The sequence below is a fragment of the Streptomyces spiramyceticus genome (assembly GCF_028807635.1).
GTDB classification, from domain to species: Bacteria; Actinomycetota; Actinomycetes; order Streptomycetales; family Streptomycetaceae; genus Streptomyces; species Streptomyces spiramyceticus.
Genome location: NZ_JARBAX010000001.1, coordinates 4,374,677 through 4,391,546, shown reverse-complemented (window position 1 = coordinate 4,391,546; position 16,870 = coordinate 4,374,677). Strand labels below are relative to the sequence as shown.

Genomic DNA, 16,870 nt, shown 5'->3' with positions numbered 1-16,870 from the left:
GTATCTCCGTTCCCGGGCACGATCCGAACAGGAGGGGCGGACAGATCGATGGAATTCACAGCCGGAGGACGGCTTGAGGTCCGTATTTCGCCTGCTGACGTGGGCAAACGGGTATCAGTCAGGCGCGTGGGCGGGTCCGGAGCGCCGGGTGAGAAGTTCACCGACACGGTCGGTGTGCTCACATCCTGGGACGCGGGTGTGCTGTCGATCACACGCAAGGGTGGCGAGTCGGTCAGAATCCCGGAATCCGCGCTGGTCGCGGGCAAGGTCGTACCCTCCGCACCGGCTCGTCGGCGCGGCCCTGCGGCGAACTTCGAGGAGCTCGCGCGGGTCACCGCACGCGCCTGGCAGCCCGTCGAGAGCGAGCCCCTCGGCGACTGGCTCCTGCGGGCCGCCGGCGGCTTCACCCGCCGTGCCAACTCGGCGCTGCCGCTCGGCGATCCCGGGATGCCGCTCGATGCGGCGCTCGTGAAGGTGCGGGAGTGGTACGCGGTACGGGGGCTTCCCGCGTACGTCCAGGTCTCGACCGGGGCAGAAGGCACGCAGGAACGTCTCGGCGCGGAACTGGAGCGGCGCGGCTGGCTGCGCGAGGTCTCCGCCGACGTACGGATCGCCGCGCTCGCGCCCATCGCGGACCTGGACGCGGATGTCTCACGGGTACGCCTGGACCGGGCGTGCGACGCGGCGTGGCTCTCGCGCTACCAGCGGTTCGAGGAGCCGGGGCCCGACGTACTGAAGGTGCTGGGGAGTGGGCCGTCCGTGTGGTTCGCGTCCGTCCCCGGCGAAGGCCGGGCGCCCGCCGCGATCGGGCGGTGCGTCGTCGACGGGCGCTGGGCCGGGTTCATGGCCGTCGAGGTCGATCCGGCGTACCGGCGCCAGGGGCTGGCCCGCGCCGTCATGACCGCGCTGGCCCGGCGGGCGCTGGACGAAGGGGCGTCGGCCGCGTGGCTTCAGGTCGAGGCCGACAACGGCGGTGCGCGGGCTCTGTACGACGGCATGGGCTTCGCGACGCACCACAGCTACCACCACTTCCGACCGGCGTAGGCAGGGTACGAACGGCATATGCAACCGACCGAGCGGCGGCACCGTTTCGCCGAGGAGGCCCGCGCCGAACGGCCCGATCTGGCACTGCTGTGCCTGCTGGTGGGCGCGGAGGCGGACGCTTCACTGGACCAGGCAGGGATGGACGCGGCCGAGATCGAACTCGACCGGCTGGCCGGGCTGCTGCCGTTCCGCCCCGGCGGTGCGCGGGGGTGGGCCTCCGCCGTGTCCGACCTCCTCGGTGCGCGCTGCGGGTTCGGGGGATCGCCGAATGACTACCAGCGGCTGGAGTCCTCTCTGCTGCACGAGGTGCTGCGGCGGCGGCGCGGGCTGCCGATTCTGTTGTCGGTCGTGTGGATCGAAGTGGCCCGGCGGGCGGGCGCCCCGGTGTACGGAGTCGCCCTGCCCGGCCACTTCGTGGTCGGCTTCGGGCCTCCCGGCGAGCAGGTCCTCGTCGACCCCTTCGACGGGGGGCGGCTGTTGACGGGCGCTGACGCGGAACTGCTGGTCGCTGGGGCTACGGGGGAACCGCTCGACCCTTCGATGCTGGTGCCGGCGGATCCGCTGGAGATCGTCTTGCGGATCCTGAACAACATCCGCGCATGGGCGGCGGCCCGCCCCGAGCGTACGGACGTCCAGCTGTGGGCGGTCGAACTGTCGCTGCTGCTCCCGGCGCATCCGGCGCGGCTCAGATACGAGCGGGCCCAACTGCTGGTGCAGCGGGGCGATTTCCTGGGCGGCGCGGCGGAGATGGAGGCGTACGCGGAGGTACTGGCGGAGGTGGAACCGTCATCGGCGGAGGTAATCCGCCGGAGGGCACGGGCGGCACGGGCGAGGCTGAACTGAGGTTTGCGGGGGGGTGCGGGGCGGGTTGCCGGGGCGGTGGCAGGGCGGCCGGTCGTAGTGCCGGGGGCGGGCGCGCGCTGCCGGGCCGGTGGTGGTGCCGGGGGCCGGGGCCAAAGCGGTGCGGGGCCTGTCGTGGTGCCGGGGGCGGGACGCTGCGGGGCCTGTGATGGTGCCGGGGGCCGGGGCCTACGGGAGCGGCATTCGGGACTGCATGATTTAGCTGCGATCCCGGGTCACCGAAAGCCCTCCCGGCGTCCCGCGCACAAATCACGTTTTACGTCCCGAACACCACTCCCTACGGCCCCGTCCCCCTCCCGTACGTCGCCAACACCGACCGGCGCCGGTCGACGGCACAGGTGAACGGGGGCGGCACCCCTGGGCGAGCGGGGCCGGATGGACCACCGGCGCGAGGGGGCGGGACGCGCAGGGGGCGCTGTTCGGGACGTAAAGCGTGATTTGTGCGCGAATTACTGGCCTCGCAAACGCAGCCCCCGCACCGCAGCTAAATCATGCAGTCCCGAATGGCGCCCCCGGAGCGGCCCGACCCCGCCCGGGGCCCACCCGGCGCAAGCCAAACCCCGCACGGGGCCCACCGGCGCAAGCCAAGATCAGCTCGGGTTGAGGCTGATCTCCTGGACTCGCTGCGCCGGCGTCTTGCCCAGCAGTGCCGTCTGCATCGCGTGGGCCACGTCGTCCGCGGTTACCGGGTGCTTCTTGCCGTCGCCCTTGGTGATCTGTACGCCGTCGAAGACGCCGTCGAGCAGTTGCTCGATCGCCGGCTTGTTGTAGACCTCCACCAGGCGCCCGTTGATCGGCTTCATGGAGAGGATCTTCGGCAGCGACCTCGCCGGGCCGAACTGGATCTGCTTGCCGCCCGCCTTGATCGTGATCAGGCCGGACATCGCGGGCTGGGCGAATTCCTTCATGGCCCGGTTCAGTTCGGCCGGGCCGACCGTCGGCTCCTTGGCGGCGACCGGCAGCTCCACCATGTTCGGCTTCCCGGTCTCGACCTGCGCCCGGTACGCGTCCCTGACCGAGATCATCGAGCGGTTGACGTCGAGCTGCTTGCCCGCCTTGCCGGGTACGGCGATCGCCTTGCCCGGTACGAACTTGATCGTGCCTTCGCTGGCCGTGCCCGAGTCGCCCGCCAGGTCGGCCAGCGCCACGCTCAGCTTCTCCTCGTCGACCGGGATCACCGGCTCGGCGACGCGCTCGCCGCCGAAGAGGGAGCCGATCACGGAAACGGGGTTGTAGTCGCTGCCCGCCGCGCCGCGCACGGTTTCCTGGCTGTCCAGGGCGAGGCCCGCCTTCTCCGGCGTGAGCTGCATCCGCTTGCCGTCGACCGCGAGCTGGAGCGGGGTGGTGGCGCGCTTGCCGAGGGCGGCTTCGAGCTTGCTGACGGCCTCGTCCTTGGTGCCGCCGCCGATGTCGACGCCGAGGACGGTGGTGCCCTTCGGTACGTCGGAGTGGTTCATCAGCAGCCCGGCGCCGTACGCGATACCGGTCAGCACCACGACGCCGACGGCAGCCAGGACCAGCTTGGAGCGGCCCTTCTTGGCGGGCGCGGGTGCGGGCGCGGGCGTGGCGCGCGGCGGGGCGGCCGGGCCCAGCGGGTCGTTCGGGAAGCCCGGCGTCGGGTCGGGAACGAAGCGGCCGCCGGTGTCACCGGAGTGCGGCGGCGGGGCGAACGGCGAGTGCCGGTCGACGGGCTGGACCACGGGGATACCGCTGGTCAGCGTGTCACCGGAGACGTTGCCGCCCGAGGGCGTGTTGGGGGCCGGCTGCTGCGGGGTCAGGACGGCCGTGTCGTCCGACATGCGCGGCGGGCCGGACTGGCCGAGGGCGCCCGGCGGGTTCATACCGGGGCGGGGTCCCGCCGCCATGGGCGAGCTGCCGGTGACGGGGCCGGTCGTGGGGCCCGTGGGGCCTGCGATGCGTCCGGCCGGGAAGCCACCGGTGGCGGGCCGGTTGGCGTCCGCGTCGAAGTCGCTGAGGGGGGCGCCGGTGCGGCGCGGCAGCGGCTCGGTCGCGCGCTGCGGCGGTTCCGGGGTGAAGTACGGGAGGTCGGGGCGCTGTCCGCCGCCCTGCGGGGGGGCGGGCGCCGCCGGGGCCGCCGGAGCGGGCGCGGCCGGTTTGCGCGGGGCGAACCAGTCGCTGGCGGGCTGGTCGCCGGAGCGCTCGGCCCCGGCTTCCGCCTGCTGCGCCGCAGCCGCGTTGTCCCGAGGCGGCTCCGCCGGTCGGGGCGTGCTGCCGGTGCGCTCGGCGTCGGGGCGGGGGCCGGGGCCCGAAGCGGCGGAAGAAGACGATGCGGAGGCGGAGGAGCGTGCCGAGGGGGCCTGGTCCGTGTCGCTCATGGGCGTACGCATGACGACCGGCGGGATCGGCCGCGATCCGGGGATGTTGATCCGGATACGCGTGGTCAGCGTGGTCTCGGTCCTGGGCTCGTCGGGCTCGACCGGTGCGGCGGCCTCGGCGGTTCCGCCCGGAGCGTCCTGCGAGGGGTGCGGCGACGGATACTGGGGGGTTCCGTACGGCGGCGTACCCGACGGGTACGCGGCTCCGGCACGCCCCTGGGGGCCGGAGGACGAACTGTCAGTTTCACGACTCAAGGCAGGTTCTCCCGGTTAGCTCCGCCGCCCGCTCTTACGTTCTTGCATGCCTGCTGCGGGCAGCTCGGCGGCGCGCACCACCATACTGGCCGCCGCCGACAGCCGTCCCGCGACCATGGAAGCGAGGTTCCTACGGCCGTGCGAGCGCGGTCAATTCACGGACCCAAGTGGTACGTCATTTGCCAAGTCGGGCGCCGTCAGCACCCCGTTGCGGCAGGGGCAGCACCGTGGCGCAGATCACAGCGAGTCCCATTCCGCCCAACATGTAGGCGTACGACACGAGACTGCCTCCGATGAGAAGGTCGCCCTCGGGGCGGCTGACGGTCATCAGCACGATGGAGACGATCCAGCCCGCGGCGGACGCGCCGACGCCCGCCTTGGTGCCCATCGCGTACATGCCGCCGTAGAAGACGCACGTCGTGGCGAGCAGTGCGAGCAACAGTCCGCCGGGGATCCACGCCGCGTGGACGAGGACGCCCGCGGCGCCGACCAGCGCGCCGAGTACGGCGAGCAGCAGATACGCGCCGACGCGGCCCGCGTTGAAGGGCGCGGCGAGTCCGGCGGGCGGCGGCGCGGCCGGCGGGTTCTTGCGTTGTGTCATGACGTCACCACTCCCGCGAAGAGGTCGGTCTCGCGGCCGGCCGCGACACCGCGTTCGCCCCGTACCAACTCGTAGAACTCTGTGGTGAAGATCGGCTGGCCCAGTTCGTTGGAGAGTGCGAAGAAGTCGCCCTCGACCGCGACCTGGGTGGCGTGGGCGGCCATCGCGGCCGCCTTGGCCGCCGCGTACGCCGTGCCGTCGATCTCCGTGGTGATCTGCGCGTCGTCGACCACGCCCGGGACGTCGTCCACCGCGCCGGTACCGGGGAAGCCCGCCCCGGCCGTGTGCAGGCGGGCGAAGCCGTCCTCGACCACCGTGCGCGGCACCCGGTTCCAGTAGATCTTGGCGATGGTGTGCGGCGCCCCGAGGTCCGGGCGGAAGTCCGCGTCGGCCGCGAGGTCGGCGGCGCGCATCGCGACGCGGTGGGCCTGGATGTGGTCCGGGTGCCCGTAGCCGCCGTCCGGGTCGTACGTCACGAGGACCTGCGGGCGTACGGAACGGATCACGTCGACGAGGTACGCCGCCGCCTCGTCCACCGGCGTGGCCCAGAAGGCGCCTTCGCGGTGGTTCTGTGCGGCGCCCATCATTCCGGAGTCGCGGAACCGGCCGGGGCCGCCCAGGAAGCGGTGGTCGCCGACCCCCAGCTCCTTCATCGCGGCGGCGAGTTCGCCGATGCGATGGGGGCCGAGGGTGTCGTCGCGGTCCGCGGCCAGGTGCGCGAGGGCGGGCGGGATGATCTCCCCCTCCTCGCCGAGCGTGCAGGTCACCAGGGTGACTCCGGCGCCCTCGGCGGCGTACTTGGCCATGGTGGCGCCGTTGTTGATCGACTCGTCGTCGGGGTGCGCGTGCACCAGAAGCAGACGACGGGCTGGGTGGTCCGTCATGGGACCACCCTACGAGGCATGGGTCAGAACTTGATGCCGCCGATCATCCCGGCCACGTTTGTGGTGAGTTCGCTGATCGTGGGGGCGATGGACGAGCTCGCCAAGTAGAAGCCGAGCAGGACGCAAACCACCGCATGTCCGGCCTTCAGCCCGGATTTCCGGACCATCAGGATGACGATGATCGCCAACAGCACTACCGCCGAAATCGAGAGTGCCACGGCGGTTCACCTCCACTTACTCAGGTCGGACTCAGGTCGGAGCGGGCATGACGACAGGCGCCAGCAGGTTCATACCCACCTAGCGCTACGGATCATAACTATCAGTGCGTTCGCATTGATCGGTGCACGGCAGCACGAGGGGCGCATGGGCGGGGGCAGGGAGCGGTAGCTTCTGGCGCATGAACTCGAAGCAGCTCTCCTTCCCCAGGCAGCACGCCAGGACTCAGCGCTTCACCCTCGGCGCACCGCGGGCGTTCACCGTGTCGCCCGACGGGACGCGTGTGGTCTTTCTCCGCTCCCCCTCCGGCACCGATCGCGCCAACGCGCTCTGGGTGCTTGATCTTGAAGGGGGCGCGCAGGAGCGCATCGCGGCGGATCCCGGCCAGTTGCTGGGCGGCGCCGCGGAGCGGCTGTCGGCGCGGGAACGGGCCAGGCGCGAGCGCAGTCGCGAGGGGTCGGCGGGCATCGTCTCGTACGCCGTGGACGCGGCGGTCGAACTGGCGGCGTTCGCGCTGTCCGGGCGGCTGTTCGCGGCGGAGCTGCGGGCGGGTACGGCGCGCGAACTGCCTGCTGCGGGCCCGGTTCTCGACCCCCGCCCCTCCCCCGACGGGCGGCATGTCGCGTACGTCGCCGGGGGCGCCCTGCGCGTGATCGACGCGGAGGGCGCCGGTGACCGGGCGCTCGCCGAGCCGGAGGACGAGCACACGACGTACGGCCTGGCGGAGTTCATCGCGGCGGAGGAGATGTCCCGCTCGCGCGGCTTCTGGTGGTCGCCCGATTCGGACCGGCTGCTGGTCGCCCGCACCGACGACGCGGCCGTGGGGCGCTGGTGGATCTCCGACCCGGCGCGTCCGGAGGCCGAACCGGCGCGGGTCGCGTACCCGGCGGCGGGTACGCCCAATGCGGACGTACGCCTCTTCCTGTACGGCCTGGACGGGGCGCGTACGGAGGTGACGTGGGACCGGGTCCGGCATCCGTATCTGGCCCGGGTCCACTGGTCGGAGGCGGGGGCGCCGCTGCTGCTCGTACAGGCGAGGGATCAGCGCAGTCAGCTGCATCTGGCGGTGGACACCGAGACCGGCAGGACGAGGACCGTGCACGCGGACGAGGACGAGGCGTGGCTGGAACTCTTCGACGGGGTGCCGGTCTGGGCCCCCGACGGGCGGCTCGTACGGATCGCGGACGAGGGCGGGGCGCGGGTGCTGACGGTCGGCGACCGGCCTCTGACCGGGCCGCAGTTGCACGTACGTGCGGTGCTGGACGTATCGGACAGCGATGTGCTCGTTTCGGCGTCGGCGGGTATGGAGGCGGCGGCTCCGGAGACCGGCGAAGTGCATGTCTACCGGGTCAACGAGCTGGGCGTGGAGCGTCTTTCGGAGGGGGCCGGGGTGCATTCCGCGGTCCGGTCGGGCGGGGTGACGGTGCTGGCCTCGGCCCGTCCGGAGAGCAGCGGCACGGTCGTTTCGGTACTGCGCGACGGCAAGCGGGAGGCGGTGGTCACGTCGTACGCGGAGGAGCCGGTTCTGCGGGCGCGCGTGCGGTTGGTCGAGGGGGGCGCGCGCCGGATTCCGTGCGCCGTTCTGCTTCCGACGGGCTACGAGGAGGGGGATGGTCCCCTTCCGGTACTCATGGACCCGTACGGCGGGCCGCACGCGCGGCGGGCGGTCGCCGCGCACAATGCGCACCTCACCTCGCAGTGGTTCGCCGACCAGGGCTTCGCGGTGGTCGTCGCCGACGGGCGGGGCACGCCCGGGCGCTCGCCGGGCTGGGAGAAGGCGATCCGCAACGCGTTTACGCTCACGCTGGACGACCAGGTCGAGGCGCTGCAAGCGCTGGCGGCCGACTTCCCGCTGGACCTCGGCCGGGTCGCGATCCGGGGCTGGTCGTTCGGCGGCTACCTGGCGGCGCTGGCGGTGCTGCGTCGGCCCGATGTCTTCCACGCGGGGATCGCGGGTGCACCGGTCACCGACTGGCGGCTGTACGACACGCACTACACGGAACGGTATCTCGGCGATCCGGGTTCGCAGCCGGAGGTGTACACGGCGAATTCGCTCGTCACGGGGGACGGGCTTTCCGAAGTGGCCGATCAGCACCGCCCGTTGATGATCGTCCACGGTCTGGCGGACGACAACGTGGTGGCGGCGCATACGCTGCGGCTGTCTTCGGCGTTGCTGGGGGCGGGGCGGGGGCATGAAGTGCTTCCGCTGTCCGGCGTCACGCACATGACACCGCAGGAGCAGGTCGCGGAGAATCTGCTGCTGTTGCAGGTCGACTTCCTGAAGCGCTCGCTGCCTGCGGTGCGGTAGCCGCTGCGCGGGGCTTGTTCCCCTGCCTTCCCCAAGCCCGAAGCTGCGCCCGGTGGACGGAGTCCGCCGCAGCAGGTCGAAGCCCGGGAGGCCCGCCAGGGCCGAGGGGCGCGAGAGCTGCGTCAGAAAGGCGTGGTAACCGGCCGGGGCGACATGGCGCGCCCCGGCCGGCTTACGGCACCCGCACGGCCGTACGCCATTCAGAATGGCGCGTTCGTATATCGGAGTTGCGACAGCCAAGTTGCCTGGCTGTTAAAGAAATTGAAGGGCAGTTATGGCGCCGTGGCGGCCGCGCCCGCCCCCTCCTCCCCCGGCACCACCCGCATCTCCGCCGCAAAATGGCACGCCGAATCGTGCTCCGCCGGCCCGTCCGTGTCCCGGAAAACCGCCGGCACCGCCAGCAGCGGCACCTCCAGCGCGCACCGTTCCTGTGCCTTCCAGCAGCGCGTACGGAAGCGGCAGCCCGACGGGATGTTCGCGGGCGAGGGCACGTCGCCCGTCAGGAGGATCCGCTCGCGGTACTCGCGCGCCGTCGGGTCGGGCACCGGCACGGCGGACAGCAGCGCCTGCGTGTACGGGTGCGTCGGATGCTCGTAGATCTGCTCGTCCGTGCCGATCTCCACGATCCGCCCCAGATACATCACGCCGACCCGGTCCGAGATGTGCCGCACGATCGACAGGTCGTGGGCGATGAACACGTAACTCAGGCGGAATTCGCTCTGGAGCTGGTCCAGCAGGTTGATGACCTGCGCCTGGACGGAGACGTCCAGTGCCGACACCGGTTCGTCGGCCACGATGATCTCCGGCTGGAGGGCGAGGCCCCGCGCGATGCCGATCCGCTGCCGCTGCCCGCCGCTGAACTGGTGCGGATAGCGGTTGATGTACTCCGGGTTGAGCCCGACGACGTCCAGCAGATCCTGGACCTTCTGCCGGCGCGAGCCCTTCGGGGCCACCTCGGGATGGATCTCGTACGGCTCACCGATGATGTCGCCCACCGTCATACGGGGGTTCAGTGACGTGTACGGGTCCTGGAACACCATCTGGATGTTGCGGCGTACCGCCTTCAGCGCGCGCCCGGACAGCTTGGTGATGTCCTCGCCCTTGTACCGGATCGACCCGGCCGTCGGATTCTCCAGATGCACCAGCATCTTGGCGAGGGTCGACTTGCCGCAGCCCGACTCCCCCACGATGCCGAGCGTCTCGCCGGCCCCCAGGTCGAGATCGACGCCGTCGACCGCCCTGACCGCGCCGATCTGCTTCTTGAAGAGAATGCCCCGGGTGAGGGGATAGTGCTTGTGCAGCCCTCGCACCTCAAGAATCGGCTCGACAGGAATCCGCTCGGCGGGACCCGGCACAGCGGGAATCGCCTCGGCAGTGATCGGCTCAGCCATTGAGTGCCTCCTGCCAGAAGTGGCACGCGCTCCCGCGCTCCTCCGAGACCTCGTACAACGGCGGCACATCCGTCCGGCACACGTCCCGGGCCAGCGGGCAGCGCGGGTTGAAGGGGCAGCCCGGCGGGATGTTCATCAGGTTCGGCGGCAGGCCCTTGATCGCGTACAGCTCCTGACCCTTCTGGTCCAGGCGCGGGATCGATTCGAGCAGGCCCTTGGTGTACGGGTGGGCGGGGGCCTTGTAGACCGGGTGGACCGGTGCTGTCTCCACGATCTTGCCCGCGTACATCACAGCGATCTTGTCGGCGACGTCGGCGACGACGCCCAGGTCGTGGGTGATGAGGATGAGCCCCATCCCGAGCTCGCGCTGCAACTCCGCGAGCAGCTCCATGACCTGCGCCTGTACGGTCACGTCGAGCGCGGTCGTCGGTTCGTCCGCGATGATCAGCGAGGGCTCCAGGGCGAGCGCCATCGCGATCATGATGCGCTGGCGCATACCGCCGGAGAACTGGTGCGGATACTGCCCGACCCGTTCCTTGGCCGCCGGGATGCGCACCCGGTCCATCAGCTCGACGGCCTTCGCCTTCGCTTCCTTCCTGGACATCCCCTTGTGGACGATGAACATTTCGCCGAGCTGATCGCCCACGCTGAGCACGGGGTTGAGGGAGGACAGCGCGTCCTGGAAGATCATGGCCATTTCCCTGCCCCTGACCTTCCGCCGCTCGTCCTCCTTGAGCGTCAGCTGATCGCGGCCCTGGAAGACGATCTCGCCGCCGGTGATCTTCCCGGGCGGCATGTCGAGGATGCCCATGATCGCCTGCGCGGTGACGGACTTCCCGGAGCCCGACTCGCCGAGCACGGCCAGCGTCTCGCCTTCGTCCACGGCGTAGTTGACGCCGTTGACGGCCCTGGCGATCCCGTCGCGCATACGGAATTCCACGTGCAGGTCGCGCACTTCGAGCAACATGGCGGGGCTCCTCAGCGCAGCTTGGGGTCGAGGGCGTCGCGCACCGCGTCGCCGAGCATGATGAACGCGAGCACCGTGATCGCGAGCGCGCCCGCCGGCCAGAGCAGCATGTGCGGGGCGTTGCGGACGTACTGCGAGGCGGACGAGATGTCGATGCCCCAGGACACGGCGGGCGGTTTCAGGCCGACGCCGAGGTACGACAGGGTCGCCTCCAGCGAGATGTACGTACCGAGCGCGATGGTCGCCACGACGATGACGGGGGCTACGGCGTTGGGAGTGACGTGCCGCAGCAGCATCCGCGAGCTGCTCGCGCCCAGTGCCCGCGCCGCCTGCACGTAGTCGTTCTGTTTGGCGGTGATGACCGAGCCGCGCGCGATGCGGGCGATCTGCGGCCAGCCGAGCAGCACGATGAATCCGATGACCGGCCAGACGGTGGTGCTGGTGATGACAGAGAGGAAGACGAGTCCGCCGAGGACGACGGGGATGCCGAAGAAGATGTCGGTGATACGGGACAGCAGCGCGTCCCACGCGCCGCCGAAGAAGCCGGCGAGCCCGCCCAGGATGCTGCCGAGCAGCGCCACGCCGAGGGTGGAGCAGACGCCGACGGTGACCGATGTCCTGGCGCCGTAGACGGTGCGCGTGTAGACGTCGCAGCCCTGGCCGTCGAAGCCGAAGGGGTGGCCGGGCTGGGAGCCCTCCTGGGCCCTGGCCAGGTCGCACTGGTGCGGGCTGCCGCTCGCGATCAGCGACGGCCAGAGCGAGATGATCACGAGGAAGACGATGATCAGGCCGGAGAGGATGAAGACCGGGTTGCGCCGCAGATCGCGCCAGGCGTCGGACCAGAGACTGCGCGCCCGTCCGCCGGAGGCGGCTGATGGATCCAGCCCCGCCGGGCCGGTCCCCTCGGGGCCGCCCGAGGTCTTGAGGGTTGCGCCCTCGTCCACGGCAAGGTCCATCGCCCCTCCGGCGCCGGTCGGGCCGATGGCTCCCCCGTCGTCGTACTTCGGCTCAGGCATAACGAATCCTCGGGTCGAGTACGGCGTACAAGAGGTCGACGATCAGATTCGCCAGCAGGAAGACCAGCACCAGCACGGTCACGAAGCCGACGACGGTCTGGGAGCTCTGGCGGACGATGCCCTGGTAGAGCTGGTAGCCGACGCCGTGGATGTTGAAGATCCGCTCGGTGACGATGGCTCCGCCCATCAGGGCGCCCACGTCCGTACCGATGAAGGTGACCACGGGGATGAGTGAGTTGCGCAGCAGGTGCCTGGAGATGACGCGGCGTCTGGGCAGGCCCTTGGCGACGGCCGTACGGACGTAGTCGGCGCGGGAGTTCTCGGCGACGGATGTCCTGGTGAGGCGGGTGACGTACGCCAGTGAGACCGAGGCCAGGACGAGGCCGGGCAGCAGCAGTTCGTCGACCGGGGCATCGGGCGAGACCGCGGGCTTGATGACTCCCCACTTCACGCCGAGCAGCAGCTGGAGCAGCAGGCCGGTGACAAAGGTCGGGATCGAGATCACCACGAGGGTGAGGAGCAGGACGCCGGTGTCGACGGGGCGGCCGCGGCGCAGGCCGGTGAGCACGCCGAGGCTGATGCCGATGACGATCTCGAAGACGATGGCCACGACGGTCAGCCGGAAGGTGACGGGGAAAGCCGTCGACATCAGCTCGGTGACCTCCTGGCCGTTGAAGGCGGTGCCGAAGTCACCGGTGAAGACGTTGCCCATGTACGTCAGGTATTGCTGCCACACGGGCTTGTCGAGCCCGAACTCGGCGCGCAGCCGACCGGCGGTGGCGGGGTCGCACGCCCGGGGGCCGCAGAGGCCCTCGATGGGGTCGCCCATCACGTTCACCATCAGGAAGATCAGCAGCGTGGCGCCGAGGAAGACCGGGATCATCTGCAGCAGACGCCGGATCACGTAACGTCCCATGAAGGGCTCCGGGGGTCGCGGGGGTCGCAGTGGTCATGGGCTGCCGGTGTCAGCTGACCTTGATCTCGTTGTAGACGGGGACGCTGAAGGGGTTCAGGGCCACGTTCGAGATCCTTTCGGAGTAGCCCGCGCTGCCGTTCTGGTACCAGAGCGGGATGGCGGCCATCTCGTCGCGTACGACCTTCTCCGCCTCCTGGAACTTCGCGATCACCTTCGCGACATCGCTCTCGGCGTTGGCCTCGTCGACGAGCCTGTCGAACTCCGGGCTGGACCACTTGCCGTCGTTGGACGAGGCGTTGGTGTAGTAGAGCGGCTGGAGGAAGTTCTGGATCAGTGGGTAGTCCATCTGCCAGCCGGCCCGGAAGGGGCCGGTCATCTTGCTCTGGGTGATCTGGTTGCGGGAGTCGGCGAAGGTGCCGATCGGGTTGCCGACGCACGAATTGGCTTTGCCCAGCGCGTTGTTGATGCTGTTGCAGACGGCGTCGACCCAGTCCTTGTGGGAGCCGGTGTCCGCGTTGTACGAGATCTTCAGGGTGCCGCCGGGGATGCCGCCGCCCTCTTCGACGAGCTTCTTGGCCTCCTCCGGGTCGAACTCGCACGCGTCACCGCACAGGCCGTCGTCGAAGCCGCCCTCCTTGCCCAGGACCGGGGAGGTCCAGTCCTTGGCCGGGGTACGGGTCTTCTGGAAGATCGTGTCGGTGATCTGCCGGCGGTCGATCGCCCTGGACAGCCCCGTACGGACCCTCTCCAGCCCTTCCGCGCCCCACCTCTCGTCGTAGAAGGGGAAGGCGAGGGTCTGGATGATGCCGGCCGGGACGTTGATGTACCGGTCTCCGAGGTCGGCCTCGACGTTCTTGAGCTGCGAGGCCGGCACGTCGTCGACCAGGTCGAGGTTGCCGGCGGTCAGGTCGGTGTAGGCGGTGTTGTTGTCGGTGTAGACCTTGAGGTCCACGCCGCCGTTCTGCGCCTTGTCCGGGCCGTTGTAACCGTCCCACTTGCGCATGCTCAGCTGGGAGCCCTTGGCGTACGACTCGACGGTGTACGGGCCGTTGCCGACGGGCTTGGACAGCCACGCGTCGTGGTCGTCGAAGAACGCCCTGGGCAGCGGTACGAAGGCGGCGTAACCGAGGGTCTCGGGCCAGGTGGAGAACTTCTGGGTCAGCTTGACGGTGAAGGTCCTGTCGTTCGTCACCTTGAGGCCGGAGAGGGTGTCGGCGGTGGCCTGGCCCGTCTCCGGGTGGACCTCGTCGTAACCCTCGATCTGGCCGAAGAAGGGCGCGTTCTTCTGGTTGTTCTTGAGGTGCGCGCCGTAGTTCCAGGCGTCGACGAACGACTTGGCGGTGACCTTCTCGCCGTTGCTGAAAGCCCAGCCGTCCTTGATCGTGACGGTGAAGTTCTGCGCGTCCTTGGTCTCGATCTTCTCGGCGACCATGTCCTTGGCCTCGCCGGTCTTCGCGTCGTAGCGCTTGAGACCGCGGAAGAGCATGTCGAGGACCTTGCCGCCCTGCACCTCGTTGGTGTTCGCGGGCTCCAGGGGGTTCTGCGGGTCGGCCCAGGAGGAACTGACCACACCCTCTGCGCCGCCTGCGCCGCCCCCACCGCACGCCGAGGCGGCGAGTGCGACCGCCACGGCACATGCGGCCCACTTGGCCTGCGCGGCTCCGCGCATGGGCTTCCCTCCTAGGGTCCTCAGCATCACTTAGGCCCAAATATCACCCCATAACGCGCGCCTGCGCATCATCTCTGCGTCCGTCTGCGCGTCGCCTCGCACCGGACTCCGCCTGACCCGATGTCAGCGCGGGAAAACGCGAAGGCGCCCGGACCAAAAGGTCCGGGCGCCTTCGTTCATGTACGACCGAGGACTACGCCGCGTGCACGACGTCCTTCACCTCGGCGAAGTGGCACGCCGACTCGTGGGCCGCCGGGGTGTCCGAGGACTTGAAGCGCTCGGGGACCGCCAGCAGCGGGACCTCCTCGGCGCACTTGTCCTGGGCCTTCCAGCAGCGCGTACGGAAGCGGCAGCCGGACGGCGGGTTCGCCGGGGACGGGACGTCGCCGGTGAGGATGATCCGCTCCCGGCCCTCGCGGGCCTCCGGGTCGGGGACCGGGACCGCCGACAGCAGCGCCTGGGTGTAGGGGTGCGTCGGGTGGTCGTAGATCTGCGTGTCCGTACCGATCTCGGCCATCTTGCCGAGGTACATGACGCCGACCCGGTCCGAGATGTGCCGGACGATCGACAGGTCGTGCGCGATGAAGAGGTACGACAGGTTGAACTCGTCCTGGAGCTTCTCCATCAGGTTGATGACCTGCGCCTGGACGGAGACGTCCAGTGCCGACACCGGCTCGTCGCAGATGATGATCTCGGGCTGGAGCGCGAGGCCGCGGGCGATGCCGATGCGCTGGCGCTGGCCGCCCGAGAACTGGTGCGGGTACCGGTTGATGTACTCCGGGTTGAGACCGACCACGTCCAGGAGCTCCTGGACCTTCCTCCGGCGGTCGCCCTTCGGCGCCACCTCGGGGTGGATGTCGTACGGCTCACCGATGATGTCGCCCACCGTCATACGGGGGTTGAGCGAGGTGTACGGGTCCTGGAACACCATCTGGATGTTGCGGCGTACGGCCTTGAGCGCGCGCCCGGACAGCTTGGTGATGTCCTGGCCCTTGTAGAAGACCTCGCCCGCCGTCGCCGTCTCCAGCGTCATGAGGAGCTTGGCGACCGTGGACTTGCCACAGCCGGACTCGCCCACGATGCCGAGCGTCTCGCCCTGGTACAGGTCGAAGGAGATGCCGTCGACCGCCTTGACCGCACCGACCTGCTTCTTGAACAGGATCCCCTGGGTCAGCGGGAAGTGCTTGACCAGGTTGCGGACCTGGAGGATCGGCTCGCCCCGTTCGACCGGGGCCTCGATCGCCGCCACCGCCTCCTGGGTGGTGGAGGCGTCGACGGTCTCGACCGCAGTGACGTTCGGCGTAGCGTCCACGGCAGCCTCGTCGTTCTTCTTCAGCTCAGCCATGGATCTGCTCCTTCCAGAAGTGGCACGCGCTGCCGCGGCCGGGCAGCTCGCCGCCGTCCTGCTCGGTGACCGGCGCCAGGGCCGGGATGTCCGTACGGCAGATGTCCTGCGCCTTCGGGCAGCGCGGGTTGAAGGCGCAACCGGACGGAATCTTCAGCAGGTTGGGCGGCAGGCCCTTGATCGCGTAGAGCTCCTGGCCCTTCTGGTCCAGGCGCGGGATCGAGTCGAGCAGGCCACGGGTGTACGGGTGCGCGGGGCGCTTGTACAGCTCGTGGACCGGCGCGGTCTCGACGATCCGGCCCGCGTACATGACCGCGATCTTGTCCGCGACGTCGGCGACGACGCCGAGGTCGTGGGTGATCAGGATCAGGCCCATGTTGTACTCGCGCTGAAGCTCCGCGAGGAGGTCCATGACCTGCGCCTGAACGGTCACGTCGAGCGCCGTGGTGGGCTCGTCCGCGATGATCAGGTCCGGCTCCAGAGCCAGCGCCATCGCGATCATGATGCGCTGGCGCATGCCGCCGGAGAACTGGTGCGGGTAGTCGTTGACCCGCTCCTTCGCCGCCGGAATGCGCACCCGGTCCATCAAGTCGATGGCCTTGGCCTTGGCGTCCTTCTTGGACAGGCCCTGGTGTACGCGGAACATCTCGCCGAGCTGGTAGCCGACGGTGAGCACCGGATTGAGGGAGGACAGCGCGTCCTGGAAGATCATCGCGATCTTCTGGCCGCGGATCTTCCGCCGCTCCTCGTAGCCCATGGTCAGCATGTCCTGGCCGCGGAAGAGGATCTCTCCCTGTGGGATGCGGCCGGGCGGCATGTCGAGGATGCCCATGATGGCCTGCGCCGTCACGGACTTGCCGGAGCCGGACTCACCGAGGACGGCGAGGGTCTCGCCGGCGGCGACGCTGTAGTTGACGCCGTTGACGGCCTTGACGACGCCGTCGCGGGTCTTGAACTCCACGTGCAGGTCGCGTACGTCGAGCAGCGGTCCGCTGTTCTCGGTCGAACCTCGGGGCGCGGGAACATCTGCGGTCTTGTCGATGATGGTCATGTACGCCTCC

General features: G+C 69.9%; 14 protein-coding genes. 3 read left to right on the top strand and 11 right to left on the bottom strand.

The genetic code is table 11. The features are described 5' to 3' along the window. The first annotated feature begins 48 nt into the window (after positions 1-48). A complete protein-coding gene (locus PXH83_RS20230) occupies positions 49-1,044 on the top strand; it encodes a GNAT family N-acetyltransferase (RefSeq protein ID WP_274561786.1) in 996 nt (331 codons plus the stop codon). Positions 1,045-1,062: 18 nt separating this feature from the next. Further along, positions 1,063-1,887, top strand: a complete 825-nt coding sequence (locus tag PXH83_RS20225; protein WP_274561785.1) for a transglutaminase-like domain-containing protein — start codon at positions 1,063-1,065, stop codon at positions 1,885-1,887. Between the two features lie 608 nt (positions 1,888-2,495). On the opposite strand, the gene PXH83_RS20220 is transcribed toward PXH83_RS20225, so the two are convergent. From PXH83_RS20220 to PXH83_RS20205, 4 genes are all read right to left on the bottom strand, one after another. Then, a complete protein-coding gene (locus tag PXH83_RS20220) occupies positions 2,496-4,496 on the bottom strand; it encodes a hypothetical protein (RefSeq protein WP_274561784.1) in 2,001 nt (666 codons plus the stop codon). Positions 4,497-4,671: 175 nt separating this feature from the next. Beyond that, the gene (locus PXH83_RS20215; RefSeq protein ID WP_274561783.1) at positions 4,672-5,097 is read right to left on the bottom strand and encodes a DUF6113 family protein; all 426 of its coding nucleotides are present in this window, start codon (positions 5,095-5,097) and stop codon (positions 4,672-4,674) included. Then, positions 5,094-5,981 (bottom strand): N-acetyl-1-D-myo-inositol-2-amino-2-deoxy-alpha-D-glucopyranoside deacetylase, encoded by an 888-nt coding sequence (gene mshB, locus PXH83_RS20210; RefSeq protein ID WP_274561781.1) that lies wholly within the window; start codon positions 5,979-5,981, stop codon positions 5,094-5,096. Before mshB ends, PXH83_RS20215 begins: the two co-directional genes overlap by 4 nt. Before the next feature lie 23 nt (positions 5,982-6,004). Further along, positions 6,005-6,199, bottom strand: a complete 195-nt coding sequence (locus PXH83_RS20205; protein ID WP_274561780.1) for a DUF2304 family protein — start codon at positions 6,197-6,199, stop codon at positions 6,005-6,007. Positions 6,200-6,378: 179 nt separating this feature from the next. Here PXH83_RS20205 and PXH83_RS20200 point away from each other — a divergent pair, with 179 nt between their 5' ends. Continuing rightward, positions 6,379-8,505 (top strand): prolyl oligopeptidase family serine peptidase, encoded by a 2,127-nt coding sequence (locus tag PXH83_RS20200; RefSeq protein WP_274561779.1) that lies wholly within the window; start codon positions 6,379-6,381, stop codon positions 8,503-8,505. A gap of 272 nt (positions 8,506-8,777) precedes the next feature. Here PXH83_RS20200 and PXH83_RS20195 read toward each other — a convergent pair whose 3' ends face one another. From PXH83_RS20195 to PXH83_RS20165, 7 genes are all read right to left on the bottom strand, one after another. Next, the gene (locus PXH83_RS20195) at positions 8,778-9,896 is read right to left on the bottom strand and encodes an ABC transporter ATP-binding protein (RefSeq protein WP_274561778.1); all 1,119 of its coding nucleotides are present in this window, start codon (positions 9,894-9,896) and stop codon (positions 8,778-8,780) included. Beyond that, on the bottom strand, positions 9,889-10,863 hold the full coding sequence (locus PXH83_RS20190; protein ID WP_274561777.1) for an ABC transporter ATP-binding protein: 975 nt from the start codon (positions 10,861-10,863) through the stop codon (positions 9,889-9,891). The genes PXH83_RS20195 and PXH83_RS20190 overlap by 8 nt, the downstream gene beginning before the upstream one ends. Positions 10,864-10,874: 11 nt before the next feature. Continuing rightward, complete coding sequence (locus PXH83_RS20185; RefSeq protein WP_274561776.1) at positions 10,875-11,879, bottom strand: ABC transporter permease; 1,005 nt, start codon at positions 11,877-11,879, stop codon at positions 10,875-10,877. Beyond that, positions 11,872-12,795, bottom strand: coding sequence for an ABC transporter permease (locus PXH83_RS20180; protein ID WP_274561775.1), 924 nt, complete (start codon positions 12,793-12,795; stop codon positions 11,872-11,874). Before PXH83_RS20180 ends, PXH83_RS20185 begins: the two co-directional genes overlap by 8 nt. 49 nt (positions 12,796-12,844) lie before the next feature. Next, positions 12,845-14,464 (bottom strand): peptide ABC transporter substrate-binding protein, encoded by a 1,620-nt coding sequence (locus PXH83_RS20175; protein WP_274561774.1) that lies wholly within the window; start codon positions 14,462-14,464, stop codon positions 12,845-12,847. 193 nt (positions 14,465-14,657) lie between these two features. Further along, positions 14,658-15,809 carry an ABC transporter ATP-binding protein gene (locus PXH83_RS20170; RefSeq protein WP_274561773.1) on the bottom strand — a complete coding sequence of 384 codons (1,152 nt, stop codon included), beginning with the start codon at positions 15,807-15,809 and terminating at the stop codon, positions 14,658-14,660. Next, positions 15,802-16,860 (bottom strand): ABC transporter ATP-binding protein, encoded by a 1,059-nt coding sequence (locus PXH83_RS20165; protein WP_274561772.1) that lies wholly within the window; start codon positions 16,858-16,860, stop codon positions 15,802-15,804. Before PXH83_RS20165 ends, PXH83_RS20170 begins: the two co-directional genes overlap by 8 nt. Between the last annotated feature and the right edge of the window lie 10 nt (positions 16,861-16,870).